Raw genomic sequence first — 19,572 nt, forward strand, 5'->3', positions numbered from 1 at the left:
GGTTGAATCGTTTTCATCGCGCGGGCGAGCCGTTTCGCCCGTCCGTCAGCCGACGTTCATCGGCAGCAGCACCATCTGCTTGCCCTCGACATGCAGGCGCGCCTGCAGCTCGACGGGCGTCTGGTTGTGCAGCCACGCGGTCAGGAAATTCACGCGCCGGAAGATCAGCTTGCTCGCGAAGCACACCGCGTTCGGATAAACGTCGAGCGTCGACGACGCGAGGTTCATGAACTCCACGACGGGATTCGTGCCGAACGCGATCCGGTAGTCGGCCGCGATGCCGTTGCGGCGGCAGTGCGCGACATAGTAGTCGAGCGCTTCGGTGATCGAGTGACGCAGCCGTTCGAGATGTTCGTGCCCGTCGTACGCCTTCGCGTCGACCTCGCCGACCGCGAGGAAGATCACGTTGCGGAAGTGCCCGGGGAACAGCCGGTTGACCCACAGCAGCGCATGCATGCTCGCGCCGCGATGCTTGCCGACCAGCAGCACGGCCGTCGGCTGCGACGGATCGGGCTTGCCCGGCGCGGTAGCCTCGTCGACCACGGGCGGCTGCCCCGAGAACAGCGCATCCTCTTTCGCGAGCTGCGCGCGCGTGTACGCGTAGTGGCGGTTGATCATGAAGCACAGCGCAATCACCGCGCTCGTCACGAGCACCGTGAGCCAGCCGCCCGCCGTGAACTTCTCGATCAGCGTGATGACGAGCACGGTCGCCGTCACGCTCAGCCCGAGCGCGGACAGGAAGAAGTGCTTGAACCAGCCGCTCTCGCTGCGATGGCGCCACCAGTACGTGCACAGCCCGAGCAGCGACATGCTGAACGTGAGGAACACGTTGATGCTGTACAGCACGACGAGCACGTCGACGTTGCCGTGCGTCCACAGCAGGATCAGCAGGCTCGACAGGCCGACGACGATGATGCCGTTCTGCCGCACGAGACGCGTCGACAGGTCACGGAAATGGCGCGGCACCCATGAATCCGACGCCATGTTCGACAGCACGGCCGGACCGTCGAGAAAACCCGTCTGCGCACCGACCATCAGCAGCCCGGCCTCGAACGCGAGCACGGCCGCGAGCAACGCGTGGCGCGCGAACGCCGAGCCGAGCCCGAGATGGTCGATCACGCTGCCGAATACCACTGCGTTGAGCGTCTCGCCTTCGACGGGCCGCGCATGCCACAGCATGTACAGCAGGATGATGCCGCCGGCCGTGAACGCGAGCGACGTCGACATGTACCACATCGTCACCTTGCCGTTCGGCACGCGCGGATCGGCCAGCATGTTGACGTTGTTCGACACGGCTTCGAGGCCGGTATACGTGCCGCCGCCGAGCGAGAACGCGCGCATCAGCAACGCAAGCATCACGAAGACGCCGAGCGATTGCGACATCCCGTGCGCCTCGTGCACCGCATCGGGCACGATCATCGCGAGGTTGCTGCCGTGCACGGCGACGCCATACACGATCAGCCCGAAGTGCAGGATCACGAAGCCGATGAAGATCGGCAGCAGCACCATGATCGATTCGCGCATCCCGCGGAAGTTGAGCCCCGTCATCATCAGGATCAGCACGATCTCGGTGGTGAGCTTGAACGCCTGCGCGCTGACGGGCAGCAGGCTGAAGAACGCATCGACGCCGCTCGCGAGCGACGTCGCGACGGTCAGCACGTAGTCGACCAGCAGCGCCGCACCCGACACGAGCCCCGGCTTCGCACCGAGCAGCGCGGTCGCGACGCGGTAGCCGCCGCCGCCCGTCGGGAACAGCTCGATCACCTGGTTGTAGCCGAGCGCGATGATGAACACGGTCGCCGCCGTCGCGAGCGCGAGGAACAGTGCGAGCGGCGTGTGGTGCGCCAGCGCGAGGAACGCCTCTTCCGGGCCGTAGCACGACGACGACAGGCCGTCGGCGCCGAGCCCGACCCAGGCCAGCAACGGCGTCACGGCGATTGCATGCCGCGTGCGCGGATCGAGCGGGTCCAGCGGCTTTCCGACGAACAACTGCCACACCTTCTGGAATGCAGTCACGACTCCTCCGGAACGCACGACGCCTCGGCGACACTCCTCTAAAAGTAAATGAGTTCCGGGACGACTTCCAGTCGGCGTATTCCATAGGACAGCGTCGCGCGCCGGATTTCTTTCGACATGCTGACTTATTTCAGACAGTCACACTACAATCGCGCCGACCGGACTCGCGTCAGCCGACCTCGCCCAACGCGCGGGCGAGCAGGCGCGACACACCGACGAACGCCGGATGCGGTGCGGTGATCACGAAGGTCGGAATTTTCGCGAGGTAAGCGGCAAAACGGCCCTTCGCCTCGAAGCGGGCTCGAAACGGCGATGCATCGAACAATACCCCGAGGCGCGGCACGACGCCCCCGCCGATATGGATGCCGCCGGTCGCGCCGAGCGTCAGCGCCAGATTGCCCGCGAACGTGCCGAGCATGCCGCAGAAGCAATCCAGGGTCGCCATGCAGCGTGCGTCGCCGGCGAGCGCGCGATCGATGATGGCGGCCGTATCGGCTGCGTCGGCCCGCGGTGCGTCGCAGCCGTCGCGCGCGGCGAGCGCCGCGTGAATCACCGCGATGCCGGGGCCCGCGACCAGCCGCTCGAACGACACGTGCGGCCAGCGCGCCCGCGCGAACTGCAGCACGTCGGCCTCGCGTGCATCGGCGGGCGCGAACGACACATGCCCACCCTCGCCGGACACCGGCACCCATGCATCGCCCGCGCGCACGAGCGCCGAGACGCCCAGCCCCGTTCCCGCGCCGAGCACGCCGATCGTACCCGCGGGCGCCGCGTGCCCGCCGCCGACCTGCCGCCGTTGTCCGGCGGACAGATGCGGCACGGCCATCGCCAGCGCCGCGAAGTCGTTGAAGACGTGCAGCGTGTCGAACCCGAGCGCGCGGCGCGTCGCATCGATCGAGAAGCGCCAGTCATGATTGGTCATGCTGACCATGTCGCCGTCCACGGGATTGGCGATCGCGATCGCCGCGTTCCGCACCCGTGCGCCGCCCGTGTCGCGCAGGAACGCGCGCACCGCGTCGTCCATGCCGGCATGGGCGCTGCATCGATAGACGCGCACGTCGCCGATTCCGCCGAGCGCGGTCTCCAGCGCGAAGCGCGCATGCGTGCCGCCGATGTCCGCCAGCAAGCGGGGTTCGCCGGCACGCACGCCACGCGGCGCGACCGGGTCCCCGTTGAGGGTTGCTACGCTCATCCCATCTCCCGAATTGTCATCGTGTGTCGATCGCAACGGTCATGGCACCTCCACGCCGCGCGCCGCGTCCAGCAGTTCGAACCAGTGCTCGCGCCCGAGCGCGATGCCGGTCGCCGCTACCGCTTCGCGCAGCGCCGCGATCCGGCTCGACCCGACGATCGGCAGCGGCCGGCACGGCAGCGCGAGCAGCCACGCGAACAGCACCGTCGTCGCGGACACGCCGAGCGCGTCGCCGATCCGCGCCGCGCTCTCGCGCACCCGAATCGCGGCTGGCGACGCCTCCGTCAACACGCGTCCGCCCGCGAGCGGCGACCACAGCATCGGCGGACAGCGCCAGTGCTGCGCCTGGTCGAACGTGCCGTCGTCGAGCGGCGCGAGATGCAACAGCGAGCATTCGACCTGGTTCGTCGCGAGCGACATGCCGTGCGCCGCCATGCGGTCCTGCAGCAACGCAGCCTGCGCCGGCGTAAAGTTCGATACGCCGAAGTCCCTCACCTTGCCGTCGCGCCGAAGCGCGGCAAAGGTCGCGGCGACCTCGTCGGCATCCATCAGCGGATCGGGCCGATGCAGCAGCAGCAGATCGAGCCGGTCGGTGCGCAGCGCGCGCAGCGACTGCTCGACCGACGCGACGACATGCGCGGCGCGTGTGTCGTAGTGCTTGATCCCGTGCGCGGGCCGGCGTGCGGACACGAGCCGGATCCCGCACTTCGTGATTATCTGCATCCGCTCGCGCAAGTGCGGCGCATCGGCCAGCACATCGCCGAACAGGCCCTCGGCCGTGTAGTCGCCGTAGATGTCCGCATGATCGAAGCTCGTCACGCCGAGTTCCAGCGCCGCCTCGATCAGCGCACGGCGCTCGCGGACCGACAACGCCCAGTCGCCGATCCGCCACATCCCGAACACGATGCGCGAGAACGGCGCGGCATCGGCCCCCATCGATATCGTCGTACAGCGTTCCGTCATGTCGGTCACCACCACCATTCGACTTGCGCGCCGACCGTCGAGCCCGAGCGCGAGGTACCGAAAATGCCCGTCGTCGACAACGGATCGCCGGGCGCCGCCGCGTCCTGCGCCGCCTGGTTCCAGCGCGCATACGTGTAGAACACGCGGAATTCCGGCCGCGACCAGAACGACCGGTCCATCGCGAGCGTCAGCGCGACGCTCGCCTTCAGCAGCGTGCGCGTCGGGCCGCCGGACGGCGTCACGCGATCGTGCCCGAGATCGCCCTGCAGCTTGACGTGCTGCGTGAACGCATACACGGGCCGCACGCCCATCGACACCCACGTCTGCGAACCGCCCGACGGCGCGATGTCGCGCTGATAGATGCCGACCACCTGGCCGCTGAAGTTCTGCGTCGCTTGCCAGTCGAACGCATCGAGCACGCGAAAGCTCTTGTAGCGGTTGTCGTTCGTCAGCGTGCCCGTGTAGCTGAGGCCCGTGCCCGGGCCGACGCCATACTGGAACGCGAGCTTGTTCTTGCCACCGAGCAGGTTGGTCTGCACGTGCTGGACCGTGAACGACCAGCCGCTGTGCGCGTCCTGCAGCACACCGCTCGAATTCAGCAGCGGCGCGCGGGCCGGGATGTACGACAGCCCGAACTGCAGTTCGCCGCCGGGGTTCGGATGCACGCCGGACAGTTGCAGGTCATGGCGCGTCGCATAGTTCGGCTGGTCGATGTAGTCCTCGCGGAACAGCGCATAGCTGAGTTTCAGGCCGCCACCGATCGGCACGTTCTCGATGCCCGCGCCGAGGCCGCTCGGGTTCCAGTAATAGAAGTCGTTCATGTGGACGTCGTTGCGCCGGTAGTAGATGCGCCCGAACCAGACCCGCATGTCGTCGAGCCCCGGAAAGTTCGTGAGCTGCACGTACGACTCCGGCAGGCGAATCTTGCCGTGATCTCCGCTGAAGGTCGGCGCGCGATCGAGATCGTTGACGAGGCTCGCCATGCCGACAGCCGACAGTTGCATGCCGTTCGAGAACTTGTACAGCGTCTGGTCGATCTCCAGCTCGCTGTAGACCTGGCATTCGTTGCCGAGCCGGTATTTGCTCGGTGCGCCCGGCAACTGGAAGCAGGCCTGCGTATGGCCGTCGCTCGTGCCGACGCCGGCCCGCATATAACCATGGAACTGCGTCCACGGCGTCAGCTGGTTCCAGGCCGAAGACGGTGTCGGCGTCACCACGTTGGCGGGGCTCGTGTCGGCCGGCACAACGCCGGTGGCCTGCGAGAGGCCGCCCGGCGCGCTGTCGGCGACTGTCGTTGCCGGGTCCGGTGCCGCATGCAGCGCGGCCGACGCGACGGCCAGCGAGAAAGCGGCGGCGAGCCGCGTGAGCCTGAACGGGGTGCGTGCGGGGCCGCGCGCGGCGCAGCCTGCTTCGTCGATCATGAACGTGTCTCCAAACGTTGTTTGTGCGCCGCGTGCGATGCGCGGCGTCATCGAATAGGTGTGTGTGCTGCGTCGTCCGTCATGCTGCTGACGGGCCGGCGTGGTGGACGATCCGCGCGCCGGCCCGGTACGAAGTCAGCGCGCGGCTTCAGCCCGCGACGTCGAGGTCCACCACCGGCGACGCGGCGACGGTCGCCGGTCCCGGCGCGTGAATGCGGATCGGCTCACCCGCGGCCGCGCTCGCATAGATCGCGTCGAGAATCTCCATCACGATCAGCCCTTCCTCACCGGGCGCGGGATGCGGGACGTCGCACAGAATCGCTTCCGCGTAGTCGTACATCGCGGAACGCGCGCCTTCCGCGGGCGGGTTCAGGCGCATGTCGAACTGCGCGCCGTTCTGCTCGATGAACACGTGCGCGTCGAACGTGTAACCCTCGTTCAGGTTCTTCTGCAACAACCCGGCACGCGTGCCGAGCAGGCGGGTTTCCATCAGCTCCGCTTCCTGGATGTTGGTCGCCCACGACGCCTCGAGCGCGAGCGTCGCGCCGTTGTCGAAGCGGATCAGCGCGGCCGCGAGATCCTCGACGTCGAACGTCTTGCCCGCGCGCGCCGCCAGCTCGCGTGCGATCGGATCGTAGGTGCTGCCCATCACCCACACGGGTTTCGGATAGCCCATCAGCCACAGCGCGAGGTCGAGACGATGCACGCCGAGATCGATCAGCGGCCCGCCGCCCGCCAGCGCCTTCGTGCCGAACCAGCCACCGAATCCGGGCATCCCGCGCCGGCGATGCCAGACCGTCCGCCCGAAATAGAAATCGCCGAACAGGCCGCTTTCGACCTGCGCCTTCAGCGCGCGCGACTGCGCACTGAAGCGGTACGAGAAATTGATCATCAGCCGCTTGCCGGCGCGCTGCGCGGCGATCAGCATCTCGCGCCCCTCGTCCGCGTTCAGCGCCATCGGTTTCTCGCACAGCACGTGGCAGCCGGCGTCGAACGCGGCGAGCGTCAGCTCGCGATGGAACTTGTTCGGCGTGCAGACGCTGACGACATCGAGCTTTTCCGCTGCGAGCATCGCGTCGGCCGACGCATAACGCGCGTCGATGCCGAACGCGTCGCCGACCTTCTCGAGCCGCTTCGCATCGGGGTCGGCAATCGCAACCACGTCGACGTCCGGATGCTCGCGCCAGCCTTCGATATGCTTGCGGCCGATCCCGAGCCCGATCACGCCGACACGCAGGCGGCGGCCGCGCGCGATCGCCGCCGCTTCCGGCAGCTCAACCTTGTAATCGTCGTTCATGCGAGGTCTCCTGCGCCTTGCTGGATGCCGACGTGCGCGAACTGCTGGCTCTTCTCGCTGAGCTTTTCGAGCGGCGGCGAGTTCGGGCAACGGTCGGCGAGGTTCACGCGCGGCGCGGCCCACTGCACCGCGTTCGCGATCACGCGTTGCACGTTGCGGTCGTGATAGGTCGGATAGGCTTCGTGCCCGGGGCGGAAATAGAAGATCCGGCCGTGACCGCGCTCCCAGCAGCAGCCCGAGCGGAACACCTCGCCGCCCTCGAACCACGAGATGAACACGGTGCTGTCCGGCTGCGGGATGTCGAAACGCTCGCCGTACATTTCCTCGTGCTGCAGCTCGAAATATTCACCGAGCCCGGCCGCGATCGGATGCGACGGTTCGACGACCCACAGCCGTTCCTTCTCCGCTGCCTCGCGCCACTTCAGCGAACAGTTCGTGCCGAGCAGGCGGCGGAAGATCTTCGAGAAGTGCCCGGAATGCAGCACGATCAGGCCCATCCCTTCGAGCACGCGGCGCTGCACGCGCTCGACGATCTCGTCGGAGACTTTCGCGTGAGCCTTGTGTCCCCACCAGATCAGCACGTCGCACGCGGCGAGCCGCGCTTCGCTGAGGCCGTGCTCGGGCTGGTCGAGCGTCGCGGTGCCGATCTCGAGCGGCAACGCACCGTGGCCAAGCGCCGGCGTCTCGGCGAGCGCACTGGCGATCACCTGGTGCAGGCCGTCGGGATAGATCGCGCGCACGCCCGCGTTTTCCCGTTCGTGCTCGAACTCGTTCCATACGATCACTGAAAGCTTCTTGTTTAGCATGACTATCCTTTATCGATGATGTGGCGCCCATTCGACAGCGGCCATGCGCCGTGGCCGCCTGAAACCTGTAGCTGGATTCGCCGGGTACCGCGCGCCGCTCAGGCGATCGCGAGCGCCGGCGCGGCAGGCTCGCGCGGCGTGCGTACCGCCGCGCGTCCGTCCGGATGAAACAGATGCAGCGCGCCTGCCGGCAGATCGACGCGCAGGCGCTCGCCGACCCGCGCGCCGGCGGCATCGGTCTTCGCGACGATCGGCTGGTCGCACAGCGGCGTGTCGAGATACAGATAGGTGTGTTCGCCCATCTGCTCGACGTGCGCGACCTGGCCCGTCACGGCGCCGGTGCCGACCCGCACGTGTTCGGGGCGGATGCCGAGGGTCACGCCGGCGCCCGTCTCGAGGCCGTCGCCGGACACGTCGGCGCCAAGCGGATGGTCGCGGACCAGCACACGAACCTCGCCGCTGCCGGCCGCCGCGACGCTGGCCGGCAGGAAGTTCATCGCGGGCGAGCCGATGAAACCGGCGACGAACTGGCTCGCCGGGCGGTGATACAGATCGAGCGGCGTGCCGATCTGCGCGACGCTGGCGACCCCGCTGCGCCCTTCGAGCGGCCGCAGCAGCACGATCTTGTCGGCGAGCGTCATCGCCTCAACCTGGTCGTGCGTCACGTAGATCATGCTGGTGCTGTCGAGGCTGCGGTGCAGCTTCGCGATCTCGACACGCGTCTTCACGCGCAGCGCCGCATCGAGGTTCGACAGCGGCTCGTCGAACAGGAATACTTTCGGCTTGCGGACGATCGCGCGGCCGATCGCGACACGCTGCCGCTGGCCGCCGGACAATGCGCCGGGCTTGCGTTCGAGCAACTCGCCGAGGCGCAGCGACTCGGAAGCGAGCCGCACCCGCCGGTCGATCTCGTCCTTCGGCAGGCGCAGATGACGCAGGCCGAACGCCATGTTTTCGTAGACGGACATGTGCGGATAGAGCGCATAGCTCTGGAACACCATCGCGATGTCGCGCTGCGCGGGCGCAAACGTGTTGACGCAACGACCGTCGATCCAAACATCGCCCGCGCTTTGTTCCTCGAGGCCGGCGACGATCCGCAGCAACGTCGACTTGCCGCAGCCCGACGGGCCGATGAACACGCAGAACTCGCCCTGCTCGACCGTGAGATTCACGTCGCTGAGGATGGGGGTCGTGCCGAACTGCTTGCGAAGACCGCTCAACTTGATCTGACTCATGTTTTCCCTCTTGATCCTGTTCGGGCCGCTACGCGTCAACCCTTGACCGCACCGGCAGTCAGGCCGGAGACGATTTGCCGCTGGAACACCAGCACCAGCAGCACGAGCGGCACGGTGACGATGACCGACGCGGCCATGATGGTTCCCCACGGCAACTCGTAACTGCTCGCGCCCGAGATCATCGTGATCGCGACGGGTACCGTGCGCTGACTCGACGAGATCATGAAGGTCAGCGCGAACAGGAACTCGTTCCAGGCCGACACGAACGCGAGCAGCGACGTCGCGGCCAGCGCCGGCCGCAGCAGCGGCATGAAGATCCGGAAGATCAGCGTGAACACGCCGACGCCGTCGACGAGCGCCGCCTCCTCCAGCTCGCGCGGCAACTCGCGCATGAACGTGACGAGAATCCAGATCGTGAACGGCAGCGTGAAGATCAGGTCGGACAGCACGAGCGCGCCGAGGTGGTCATACAGGCCGAGCGAGCGGACCAGCTCGAACAGGCCCGACAGGATCGCGACCTGCGGAAACATCGACACGCCGAGAATGCACATCATCAGCACCCCGCGTCCGCGGAACGACACGCGGCCGAGCGCATACGCGGCGAGCACCGACACGGCGAGCGACAGCGCGACAGCGCCGCCCGCGACGAGCGCCGAATTCAGCAGGTACGCGCCGAACGGCTGGTCGCGGAACAGCTGGCGATAGTTGTCGAGCGATGGGCTCGCCGGAAACAGCGATGTATCGAACAACGCGTCGCCATGCTTGATCGACGTGCCGATCATGTAGACGAACGGGAACAGCGAGATCACCAGCACGAGCGCCGACAGCAGCCCGTGAATCGCGATGTCGAGCGGATGCTTCTTCATGTGTCAGGCCTCCTGAATCCGGCGGCGGCTGATCGCCATGTAGCCGATGGTGAACAGCACGATCGTGACGAACAGCAACATCGCCGACGCCGACCCGAACCCGACCTGCTGGAAATCGATCAGCTGTTCGCGCACATAGATCGACATGCTTTTCGTGATCCGGCTGTTCGACGTCATCACGTAGATCAGGTCGAACACGCGCAACGCGTCGAGCGAGCGGAAGATCATCGCGACCAGCACGCCGGGCAGGATCAGCGGCAGCGTCACCGAGCGGAACACGCGCCAGCGCGGCACGCCGTCGACACGCGCGGCCTCGTAGCAATCACGCGGCACGGTCTGCAGCGCGGCGAGCATCAGCAGTGCCATGAACGGCGTGGTCTTCCACACGTCGACGAGCACGATGGTCGGGAACACGAGGTGCGCATCGGCGGTAAACGCGAGCGGCTCGTGGATCGCGCCGATCGACATCAGCATCGCGTTGACGATCCCGAACTGGTCGTTGAGCATCCAGCTCCAGATCTTCGCGGACACGACGGTCGGGATCGCCCACGGCACGAGCACGGCCGCGCGCAGCAGCGTCCGCAGCCGCGACGGCACGTCCAGCAGCAGCGCGACGCCGAGGCCCGTGCCCGTCTCGAGCACCACCGACACGACGGCGAACAGCACGGTATTGCCGACGGCCTGCCACCAGGCCGGGTCGCGCAGCACGCCCGCCGCGCCGAGATAGTTGTCGAGGCCGACGAAATGACGCTGCGACAGGTCGGACAGTTGCGCGTCGGTCAGGCTGAACCACGCGGTGCGCAGCAGCGGCCAGCCGGCGATCGCCGCCAGCGTGAGCAGCGCGGGTGCCACCAGCAGCCACGCCTGGCGCCGGCGCGCGCGGGCAAGCCCGGCTCGGGCCCGGACAGGTTCCTGCACGAATGCAGGAGTGCTACTTATCTCGATGCTTCCGGTTCTCATTCGATGTCTCCTGTCAGGCCGGCACCCTGCGGAGGCCGGCCCGATCGATCAATCGCGCGCCGCGGCGCTCAGTGCCAGCTGCCGCCCGGCGCAAGCCGGTTGAGCGTGGCGGCGAGCCGCGCGAGCGCACTCGCGGCGGTGTCGCTGCCGGCGAGCACGTCGTGCGCGGCATTCCAGAACTGGTTACTGACCTGGTTGTATTTCGCGCCGGTCACGGTCGACGGCCGCGCGACCGCCGTGCTGAAGGTCGGCAACAGGTCGGCCATGAACGGGTTGGCCTGCAGGATGTCCTTGTCGCGGTAGAGCGCCGGCATCGTCGGGTTGAACGACGCCTGGATCGCGCGCATCTTCTGCACGTCCGCGCTCGCCATGTACATCACGAGATCGGCGGCCAGTTTCGGGTTCGGCGAGTAGCGCGACACGGCGAGCTGCCATCCGCCCAGCGCGGCGGCCGGGCGACCGTCGGCGCCGCCCTTCGGCAGCGGCGCGATGCCGACCTTGCCCTTGATCGGGCTGCCCGTGCGATTCGCGATCGCCCAGGCGTACGGCCAGTTGCGCATGAACACCGCGTTGCCGGCCTGGAACACGCCGCGGGCCTCTTCTTCGCCGTAGTTCAGCACGGCCTTCGGGCTGATCGTGCCGACCCATTTCGCCGACTGCTCGAGCGCCTTGATCGCGCCCGGGTTGTCGATCGTCACGCGGCCCTTGTCGTCGACCACCGTGCCGCCGTTGTAGCTGCTGACCCATTCGAGCGCATCGCAGGTCAGCCCTTCGTACGCGCGCCCTTGCCACACGTAGCCCCAGACCTTCTCGTTGCCCGCGGCGCGCTCGCCCGACTGGACCTTGCGCGCGGTGGCATCGAGCTCCTCCCACGTGGCGGGCACCTTCACGCGGTATTTGTCGAGCAGGTCCTTGCGGTAGTAGAGCAGCCCCGTATCGATGAACCACGGCATCGCGACCAGCTTGCCGTTCACCGTATCGTTCGCGACGATGCTCGGGAACGACTGGCTTTCCAGCCCCTTGCTGTACGGCTTCAGGTCGATCAGGTGGTTCGCGAGGATGCCCGGCCAGACCGTATCGATCTGCATCACGTCGATCTTGTCCGAACCGCCGCCGAGCAACTGCTGATAAAGCGCCAGCGTTTCGCTCGAGTTATTGGGCATGCTGATGAACTCGACCTCGTTGCCGGTCTTCTCGGCCCACCGCTTCGCCGAGACCTGGCAAATGTCCTGGTCGACGCCGGCTGCGCCGCATGCGATCCGCAGCGTCGCCGCGCCGGCGCTGGTGGCCGTGGCGGCCGTCATCGCGAGCGCCATCGTCAGCAAACCTGCCTTGAGCTTCATCATTCGGTGTCTCCAGTTTTTTTCGAATCGTTCGAATCGTGCGCCGCGGTGTCGCGAGCGCGTCGCCGGGTGCCGTGGGTCTATGAGACTCCAGTCCGGTTAATCGAAAATTTCGGAAACGCGTCGCGCCATTAACAATCGAAACAATCGCGGTCGCGCGTCAGCCCAGCAGCGCGGCGAGCGCCGCCAGATCGAACGGCTTCGGCACGAACGGCAGGTCCGCGCGCCAGTCGGGATGGGTCTGATGAATCTCGGGCGGCAGGCCCGAGGTGAGCGCGACGCGCTGCGCCGGCCAGCGCTCGGCGAGCCGCGCCGCGAACGCGATGCCGCTGCCGCCCGCGCCGAGCGAGATGTCCGACAGCACGAGCGTGACGGGGCCGTGCTCGGCCAGCCAGCGCAGTGCCGCGTCGCCGGTGGCCACCGCGTCGGCCCGCGCGCCGAGCGCCGCGAACTGGCTGAGCGCCGTGTCGCGCACCTCGGGATCGTCGTCGACCACGAGCACGCGCGCACCGGCCGGTCCGGCAACGGGCGCGGCCACCGTGACGGCCGGCGCGCCGCGCCGCTCGGGCGGTGCGCTCTCGGGCAGCCACAGCTCCACGCGCGTCCCGTGGCCGACCTCGCTGTGGATGTGCAGATCGCCGCCGCTCTGGCGCACGAAGCCATAGACGCTGCTGAGCCCGAGCCCGCTCCCCTCGCCGGCCGCCTTGGTCGTGAAGAACGGCTCGATCACCTTGTCGAGCAGCACCGGGGCGATCCCGCAGCCCGTATCGGTGACGCTCAGCACGATCGCGTGAGGCTCGGCGGCACCGTCGGCGGCCGGTGCGCGGCGCGCGGCCAGCGCCAGCGTTCCGCCGCCCGGCATCGCGGCGGCGCTGTTGAGCGTCAGGTTGAGCACCGCGTTCTCGAGCTGGCCGCGGTCGACGTTCACCCACATCGCGTCGGCGGCCGGCTCCAGCACGACGGTCACCCGCTGGCCCGCCGAGTATTCGACGAGATCGAGCATCTCCGCGAGCATCGCCCTGACCGACACGCGTTCGGCCTGCAGCGGCTGGCGCCGCGCGAACGCGAGCAGCCGCCGCGTGAGCCGCGACGCGCGTTCGGCCGCGCGGCGCGCCCGCTCGGCCATCGTCTGCGCGTCCTGCTGGCCGTCGAGCCGCGGCAGCAGCAGTTCCAGGTTGCCGAGTATCGCGACGAGGAAGTTGTTGAAATCGTGCGCGACGCCGCCCGTCAACTGGCCGAGCACGTCCATCTTCTGCGCCTGGCGCAACTCCGCCTCGACCGCGCGCCGGCTCGTCAGGTCGCGGCAGACCGCCACCCATCCGCCGTCCGGGAGCGGCTGGCAGTGGAATTCGAGGGTCCGCTGGTCGCGCAGATGCAGTTCGGCCGACGCGGCGATGCGCGCGCCGTCCGACGTGCGGGTCGCGGTCGCGCGCGACACCTGGCGCCAGCGCGCGGGCTGATGCATGGCCTGCCGCAGCATCGCGAGCGACAGGCCCGCATGCAGCGTGCCCGGGTCGATCCCGAGCAGCGTCGCGAAGGTCGGATTCCACGCGATCAGGCTGCCGTGCGTGTCGTGGACGGACACCCCGTCGTTCATCGAGTTGAGCACCGACTCCTGCAGGCGGCGCTGCGACTCGATTCCGTGGGTCAGTTGCTCCTTCTCGATCAGGTTGGTGCGGAACACCTCGAACGCGCGCGCCAGCTCGCCGATCTCGTCCGGCCGGTGCGTCGACGGCATCCGGTCGGACGTGATCCCTTTCGCGAGTCGCGCCATCACGCGCGTCATCGCCTGCAGCTTGTGCAGGATGCGGCTCGCATACGCGACGCCGAGCAGCGCCACCACGACACCCGCGACGGCCAGCAGCAGCAGGCCCGACTGGCTGGAGACCGCGACCTTGCGCACCTTGTCGCTGCGCTCGCTGGCGATCTGCCGCAAGCGCTCGACGTAACGCGCCGACTTGCCGCTCAGGTGATCCGCGTGGCCGCGCAGGAGCGTGACGAGATAACCCGTCTGCGCTTCGCTCGACAGAAACTCGCGGCGCACCGCGAACACGCTGCGCGCGCCGCCGTCGAGTTGCTGCAGCGCCTCGGCAAGCGCCGGCTGGCGGCGGTCTTCGGCGCGTTCGCGCACCCGCAGCCACAGCGCTTCGTTGTCGCTTTCCGCGCTGCCGAGCTCCGCCGCGTTGGCCGCCTGCAGCGCGCCGGCCGTGCGGGCCCAGATCTCGAGCAGCGTCGGCGCGCGCTGCGCGATCACGCTCTTGTCGCGCGCGATGCTGTCGCCGATGCGGTCGTTCGCGAGGCGCAGCGCGCTCAGCTCCTCCTTGAGCTGCCGCTGCCTGCCCGACACGATCAGCAGCCGGGCGAGATCCTGGTCGATCGCGTCGAGATCGTCGATCACCGCGAGCTGCTCGCCCGCCTTCGCGGCGGGGCCCGGCTGCTTGCCGAAGCCCGGCGACAGCCGCCGGATGTCGCCGAGCAGGCCGCGCATCAGCTCGGTGTCGTTGTGCAGCAAGTCCGGCGAATCGGTCAGCATCATGCTCGGCGCGACCGCGGCGAGCTGCGCGACCTTGTCCGACAACTCGAGCGCGCGGGCAATCTCCGGCACCACGTTCGCCTCGTATTCGTCGAGCGCGTTCTGGTTCGCGCGCATGCCGAGCACGCCGACTACCACGACCGCGAGCGTGATGCCGAACAGCAGCAGGAACGTCGCGATCAGCTTGGCCCGGACACTCCAGGGCGGCAACAGCCTCACCATCGTGCGCATCGCGTCACACGCGCACGACGGGCACCACGAACACGTAGCCGATGCCACGCTGCGTGCGGATATAGGTCGGCTGCTCGGGGTTCGGCTCGATCTTGCGGCGCAGGCGCAGGATCAGCACGTCGATCGTCCGGTCGTACACGTCGATGCCGAAGCCGCGCGTATGTTCGAGCAACTGGTCGCGCGACCAGACCCGCGACGGCTGCTGCACCATCGCCGCGAGCAGCTCGAATTCGCCCTGCGTCAGCGCGCACGGGCCGCCGTTGTGCGTCAGCGTGCGCGCGGCCAGGTCCATCGTCCAGCCATCGAAGCAGTAGCGCGGGCCGCCGCCGTTCGACGCGGGGCGCGGCATCGACAGCTCGATCGTGCGCCGCAGCTGGGCACGCACCCGTGCGATCAGTTCGCGCCCGGAGAACGGTTTCGTGACGAAATCGTCGGCCGCGGTCTCGAGGCCGAGGACCCGATCCGTCTCGTCGCCCAGGCCGCTGATCATGATGATCGACACGTCGGAACGGCGCCGCAGCTCGCGCGCGACCGTCAGGCCGTCCTCGCCGCGCAGCTTCAGGTCGAGAATCACGAGCGCGTGCGGCGCGGCCGCGAGCTGCTGCTGCATCCGCGCGGCGCTCTCGACGGCCGAGACCTCGAACCCGGCCTCTTCCAGCACGCTCTTCAGCCAGACGCGCACTTCCGGATCGTCGTCCAGCACCAGGATCCGATGTTTTTCTGACATGGGTGTTCTCCTCCAAGCCGGTCGCGCGCCGATTCGATCGGCTGCGCGGTGCGGGCTGGCATTTCTGTCGGTATGAGGCCGGACTGCGGTGGGATGACGCAGTCGGGCCGGAAGCGAATGGTGGCCGATCCGGGCCGATCCTGGCAAGTTCCCGTGCACGCATATCGACATGACGAATAGCGGGGCGCCGCTTTCGCCTGCGCGAGGTGCAATAGAACGCGCGCGGGATTCTAACGTCGCAAAATTGCGGCGCAACCGTGTCGCGATCGGTGAATACCCTGCCCGGATCGCCGCCCGAACGGGCGAGCAGACGGTACGGAATGCCACACGATTGCATCGGGCTTACGGGCCGAGCCGGAGCACCGACCGCGCAGGCGGTCCGATGCCCGAACCCGATCGGCCGCCGACATGTCACGCGAACCTGACGCGCGCATCGATCCACCGTGATGTCGTCAATCGATCTGCATGACGAACGAAATCGACGTCGCGTTGCCGCTCCCCGATCACGATCGCTCGATCGCGGCCTATCCGGTTTCCGTTGCAGCGACGATCGCTCCGCATCGCCGTCGCTGCCGGTTTCCCTCCCAAAAAATTCACACGCGAAATACCTGCGCGGCCTGCCGAGTCGCGCGCGTCCTGCGCGAACTCCGCGAGAAACCGGCTTCCCGCCTCGCACGAAGGTCACGCATCGATTCGTTCGCGTGTAACCGATTTTCCTGCCGCCGCGTGTTCGCCGACGGCGCAATCGGGTGACCCACTCAACACATCGGCCGAGATTGTGCGCGCAACAATGTCAATGCCTCGCGCCCGACGCCATGCGGGTTACCCGATTCCCGCATGGCGCCGGGCGCGCGGTCTTCAATAACCACATCTCACGAGGACATACCATGCAACTCCTATCCCATCCGGCGTGCCGCCCGTTTTATGAAGCTGGCGAACTCTCGCAACTGACGGCCTTCTACGAAGAAGGCCGCAACGTCATGTGGATGATGCTGCGATCGGAGCCGCGGCCGTGTTTCAACCAGCAACTCGTCACCGACATCATCCACCTGGCGCGCGTCGCGCGCGACTCGGGCCTGCCGTTCGACTTCTGGGTGACGGGCTCGCTCGTCCCCGAGCTGTTCAACGTCGGCGGCGACCTGAGCTTCTTCGTCGACGCGATCCGCAGCGGCCGGCGCGACCAACTGATGGCCTATGCGCGCTCCTGCATCGACGGCGTGTTCGAGATCTACACGGGCTTCGGCACCGGTGCGATCTCGATCGCGATGGTCGAGGGCAGCGCGCTCGGCGGCGGCTTCGAGGCCGCGCTCGCGCATCATTTCGTGCTCGCGCAGAAGGGCGTGAAGCTCGGGTTCCCCGAGATCGCGTTCAACCTGTTCCCGGGCATGGGCGGTTATTCGCTCGTCGCGCGCAAGGCGAACCGCGGCCTCGCGGAGTCGCTGATCTCGACCGGCGAACCGCATGCGGCCGAGTGGTACCAGGACTGCGGGCTGATCGACCAGACGTTCGACGCCGGTGACGCGTATCTCGCGACGCGCACCTTCATCGACGTGACGAAACCGAAGCTGAACGGCGTGCGCGCGATGCTGCGTGCACGCGAGCGCGTGTTCCAGCTGTCGCGCTCCGAGCTGATGGACATCACGGAAGCGTGGGTGCATGCGGCGTTCACGATCGAGCCGAAGGACCTCGCGTACATGGAACGCCTCGTGATGCTGCAGAACCGGCGCGTGTCGAAGCTACGCACGGTGTAATGCGACGGGCGCCGCCGCTTGGGTGGCGGCGCCCCTTACGAGCCGAAGCTCAGGCGATCAGCCTGAGCTTTCTCGTCTCCGCGAGCCACGCCTCGAATGCCTGGGCCGGCATCGGGCGCGCGTAGTAGTAGCCCTGCGCGTGATCGACGTCGAGCTGCTTGAGGAAGTCGGCTTCCGCATGCGTCTCGACACCTTCCGCGACCACCGCGAAATTCAGCGCCTTCGCGAGCGACACGACCGAGCGCACCAGCGCCTGCGAGCGCGGATTGCGGTCGATGCCCGTGATGAACGTGCGGTCGAGCTTGATCGCGTCGAGCGGCAGCCGCGACAGTTGCGACAGCGACGAATAGCCGGTGCCGAAATCGTCGAGATGGATCTCCGCGCCAACCTGGCGGAACTGCCGCATCAGCCCGATGGCGGACTCCTCGTCCTCGATGAAGCAGCTCTCGGTCAGCTCGATGTCGAGCATGCCGGGCTTCAGCCCCGCGCTGTCGAGAATCGACGCGAACTGGTGCACGATGTTCATGTCCTGCAACTGCCGCGCGGACATGTTCACCGCGATCCGGATGCCGAGCCCCTTCGCCTTCCACGCGGCGGCCTGCGCGGCCGCGGTGCGCATCACCCAGCGCCCGAGCGGCGCGATCAGGCCCGACTCCTCCGCGAAGCGGATGAACTCGACCGGCGCGACGAGCCCGCGATCGGGCGACTGCCAGCGGATCAGCGCCTCGACGCCGTGCACGTCGCCCGTCGCGATGTCGACGACCGGCTGGTAGTGCAGCACGAACTGCTCTTCCTCGAGCGCCTTGCGCAGGTTCGTGTCGAGCCACATGTACTTCGCGACCTTCTGGTTCATCTCCAGCGAGAACACGCGGTACGTATGCTTGCCCTCTTCCTTCGCGACGTACATCGCGGTGTCCGCGCTGCGGATCAGCGTTTCGAGCGAATCGCCGTGCTGCGGATGCATCGCGATGCCGATCGAACAACTCGTGTAGACCTCCATCAGCCCGAGGTGGATCGGCGTGCGCAGCCGTTCGAGGATGATCTGCGCGGTCGCTTCGAGCAGCGGCCGCGTGCCGTGCTCGAACAGCACGAGGAATTCGTCGCCGCCGAGCCGCGCGAGCGTCGCGCCGGACGGCAGGCAGCCGCCGATGATCCCCGACACGTCCTGCAGCAGGCGGTCGCCGGTGATGTGCCCGTAGTGATCGTTGACGCGCTTGAAGTTGTCGAGGTCGAGGAACAGGATGCCGACCTGGCCGCGCGATGCGACACTCTCGTCGGCGATCGCCGCGTGGATGCGCTCGCTGATCGCATGGCGGTTCGGCAGCCCGGTGAGCACGTCGGTGTTCGCCAGCTCGGTGAGCCGGTGCTGCGCGCTGCGCTCCTCGGTGATGTCGATGCCCGAGCAGATCAGGAACTGCTCCTCGACACCGCTGCCGCTCTGCACGAACTTGTTGCGGAACTGGAACAGGCGCGGCCCGTTGACCGTGTTGATGTAGCGCTCGACCGCGTACGAGTGGTTGCTCGCGAAAAAGCCCGTGATGTTGGTGCGCGACTGCGCGCCCTGCTCGGGGCTCATGAACAGCTCGAACGCGCTGCGGCCGATCACGTCGACCTCGCGCTTGCCCGTCACTTCCTCGCACAGGCGGTTGAAGCGCTGCACCATCCCGTTGCGGTCGAGGATCACGACGAGCGAATTCACTTCGGACACGACCTGCTCGGCGAACGCGAGCCCGTGCGCGAGATCGCCCGCGACGGACTCGGCATCGGAATAGGCGGAGGCCGTGCCGGCCCAGTCGGTCGTGTTGACCTTCCTGCCGACGAGATGGAGGCTGACCGGATTGCCGAACAGCGCGATGTCGAGCACGAGGTGCGACGTGACGCCCGTGAGCGCACGGATGCGCGCGGCCTGCTCGACCGTCAGCGCAACGGCGACGTTGGTCAGGCCGCGGACGGCGGCCAGCTCGAGCGCATTGCTGTCGCTGCCGAGACGCCAGCAGGGGCTGCGCGTACCGACATGCGCCTCGAGCACCGCGCTATCGTTTTCGTCATCCATGGACACGCCCCGATCCAGAAAAAACGCACAGTGTAGACGGAGGCGAGTTGGCCGACCGCCTTCCCGGGCCGCGCAGCGCGCGTTCCCGGCAGGGCAGCCGTGATTGCCGTGACAACGTTCCTCGTTCCGTACTCGTTTCCGACCAATGCGACCCGGCGTTCGCGCATCACGCGCGCAG

The 19,572-nt window shown here is 67.7% G+C and carries 14 protein-coding genes and 1 pseudogene; 2 read left to right on the forward strand and 13 right to left on the reverse strand.

What is annotated here, in order from left to right:
* Nucleotides 1-45: 45 nt before the first annotated feature.
* From ACTRWB_RS02535 to ACTRWB_RS02590, 12 genes and pseudogenes are all read right to left on the reverse strand, one after another.
* Nucleotides 46-2,016: an APC family permease gene (locus ACTRWB_RS02535; protein ID WP_048248239.1), complete on the reverse strand. Its 1,971-nt coding sequence runs from the start codon at nt 2,014-2,016 to the stop codon at nt 46-48.
* Nucleotides 2,017-2,200: 184 nt separating this feature from the next.
* Nucleotides 2,201-3,208 (reverse strand): annotated as a pseudogene (locus ACTRWB_RS02540) (glucokinase); the annotation flags it as partial.
* Between the two features lie 39 nt (nt 3,209-3,247).
* A complete protein-coding gene (locus ACTRWB_RS02545; protein WP_446900817.1) occupies nt 3,248-4,189 on the reverse strand; it encodes an aldo/keto reductase in 942 nt (313 codons plus the stop codon).
* On the reverse strand, nt 4,177-5,592 hold the full coding sequence (locus ACTRWB_RS02550) for a carbohydrate porin (RefSeq protein ID WP_446900818.1): 1,416 nt from the start codon (nt 5,590-5,592) through the stop codon (nt 4,177-4,179). The genes ACTRWB_RS02545 and ACTRWB_RS02550 overlap by 13 nt, the downstream gene beginning before the upstream one ends.
* Before the next feature lie 148 nt (nt 5,593-5,740).
* A complete protein-coding gene (locus ACTRWB_RS02555; protein ID WP_446900819.1) occupies nt 5,741-6,889 on the reverse strand; it encodes a Gfo/Idh/MocA family protein in 1,149 nt (382 codons plus the stop codon).
* Entirely contained in the window at nt 6,886-7,695 is an 810-nt protein-coding gene (locus ACTRWB_RS02560; protein WP_048248242.1) for a ThuA domain-containing protein, read from the reverse strand. Before ACTRWB_RS02560 ends, ACTRWB_RS02555 begins: the two co-directional genes overlap by 4 nt.
* A gap of 98 nt (nt 7,696-7,793) precedes the next feature.
* Nucleotides 7,794-8,930 carry an ABC transporter ATP-binding protein gene (locus ACTRWB_RS02565; RefSeq protein ID WP_446900820.1) on the reverse strand — a complete coding sequence of 379 codons (1,137 nt, stop codon included), beginning with the start codon at nt 8,928-8,930 and terminating at the stop codon, nt 7,794-7,796.
* 35 nt (nt 8,931-8,965) lie between these two features.
* Nucleotides 8,966-9,796, reverse strand: coding sequence for a carbohydrate ABC transporter permease (locus tag ACTRWB_RS02570; protein ID WP_048248244.1), 831 nt, complete (start codon nt 9,794-9,796; stop codon nt 8,966-8,968).
* A 3-nt stretch (nt 9,797-9,799) separates the two neighbouring features.
* On the reverse strand, nt 9,800-10,714 hold the full coding sequence (locus ACTRWB_RS02575) for a carbohydrate ABC transporter permease (protein ID WP_446900821.1): 915 nt from the start codon (nt 10,712-10,714) through the stop codon (nt 9,800-9,802).
* A 110-nt stretch (nt 10,715-10,824) separates the two neighbouring features.
* Nucleotides 10,825-12,102 carry an ABC transporter substrate-binding protein gene (locus tag ACTRWB_RS02580; protein WP_446900822.1) on the reverse strand — a complete coding sequence of 426 codons (1,278 nt, stop codon included), beginning with the start codon at nt 12,100-12,102 and terminating at the stop codon, nt 10,825-10,827.
* Nucleotides 12,103-12,259: 157 nt separating this feature from the next.
* Nucleotides 12,260-14,854, reverse strand: coding sequence for an ATP-binding protein (locus ACTRWB_RS02585; protein WP_446900823.1), 2,595 nt, complete (start codon nt 14,852-14,854; stop codon nt 12,260-12,262).
* A gap of 13 nt (nt 14,855-14,867) precedes the next feature.
* Nucleotides 14,868-15,590 (reverse strand): winged helix-turn-helix domain-containing protein, encoded by a 723-nt coding sequence (locus ACTRWB_RS02590; protein ID WP_446900824.1) that lies wholly within the window; start codon nt 15,588-15,590, stop codon nt 14,868-14,870.
* 465 nt (nt 15,591-16,055) lie between these two features.
* Here ACTRWB_RS02590 and ACTRWB_RS02595 point away from each other — a divergent pair, with 465 nt between their 5' ends.
* Together ACTRWB_RS02595 and ACTRWB_RS02600 are read left to right on the forward strand one after the other, a co-directional pair.
* Nucleotides 16,056-16,343: a hypothetical protein gene (locus ACTRWB_RS02595; protein ID WP_446900825.1), complete on the forward strand. Its 288-nt coding sequence runs from the start codon at nt 16,056-16,058 to the stop codon at nt 16,341-16,343.
* Nucleotides 16,344-16,477: 134 nt separating this feature from the next.
* Nucleotides 16,478-17,341 carry a crotonase/enoyl-CoA hydratase family protein gene (locus ACTRWB_RS02600; RefSeq protein ID WP_446900826.1) on the forward strand — a complete coding sequence of 288 codons (864 nt, stop codon included), beginning with the start codon at nt 16,478-16,480 and terminating at the stop codon, nt 17,339-17,341.
* A 49-nt stretch (nt 17,342-17,390) separates the two neighbouring features.
* Here the strand turns inward: ACTRWB_RS02600 and pdeR are convergent, their stop codons facing one another.
* The gene (pdeR, locus tag ACTRWB_RS02605) at nt 17,391-19,394 is read right to left on the reverse strand and encodes a cyclic di-GMP phosphodiesterase (protein WP_446900827.1); all 2,004 of its coding nucleotides are present in this window, start codon (nt 19,392-19,394) and stop codon (nt 17,391-17,393) included.
* Nucleotides 19,395-19,572 lie beyond the last annotated feature (178 nt).

It is taken from the genome of Burkholderia sp. YIM B11467 (assembly GCF_052952715.1).

Excerpts from the sequence above, each read along its gene's own strand:
- ACTRWB_RS02565 (WP_446900820.1), bottom strand. The coding sequence starts at position 8,930 with ATGAGTCAGATCAAGTTGAGCGGTCTTCGCAAGCAGTTCGGCACGACC.
- ACTRWB_RS02590 (WP_446900824.1), bottom strand. The coding sequence starts at position 15,590 with ATGTCAGAAAAACATCGGATCCTGGTGCTGGACGACGATCCGGAAGTG.
- ACTRWB_RS02570 (WP_048248244.1), bottom strand. The coding sequence starts at position 9,796 with ATGAAGAAGCATCCGCTCGACATCGCGATTCACGGGCTGCTGTCGGCG.
- ACTRWB_RS02600 (WP_446900826.1), top strand. The coding sequence starts at position 16,478 with ATGCAACTCCTATCCCATCCGGCGTGCCGCCCGTTTTATGAAGCTGGC.
- ACTRWB_RS02595 (WP_446900825.1), top strand. The coding sequence starts at position 16,056 with ATGACGAACGAAATCGACGTCGCGTTGCCGCTCCCCGATCACGATCGC.
- ACTRWB_RS02555 (WP_446900819.1), bottom strand. The coding sequence starts at position 6,889 with ATGAACGACGATTACAAGGTTGAGCTGCCGGAAGCGGCGGCGATCGCG.
- ACTRWB_RS02545 (WP_446900817.1), bottom strand. The coding sequence starts at position 4,189 with ATGGTGGTGGTGACCGACATGACGGAACGCTGTACGACGATATCGATG.
- ACTRWB_RS02560 (WP_048248242.1), bottom strand. The coding sequence starts at position 7,695 with ATGCTAAACAAGAAGCTTTCAGTGATCGTATGGAACGAGTTCGAGCAC.
- ACTRWB_RS02585 (WP_446900823.1), bottom strand. The coding sequence starts at position 14,854 with ATGGTGAGGCTGTTGCCGCCCTGGAGTGTCCGGGCCAAGCTGATCGCG.
- pdeR (WP_446900827.1), bottom strand. The coding sequence starts at position 19,394 with ATGGATGACGAAAACGATAGCGCGGTGCTCGAGGCGCATGTCGGTACG.
- ACTRWB_RS02550 (WP_446900818.1), bottom strand. The coding sequence starts at position 5,592 with ATGATCGACGAAGCAGGCTGCGCCGCGCGCGGCCCCGCACGCACCCCG.
- ACTRWB_RS02580 (WP_446900822.1), bottom strand. The coding sequence starts at position 12,102 with ATGATGAAGCTCAAGGCAGGTTTGCTGACGATGGCGCTCGCGATGACG.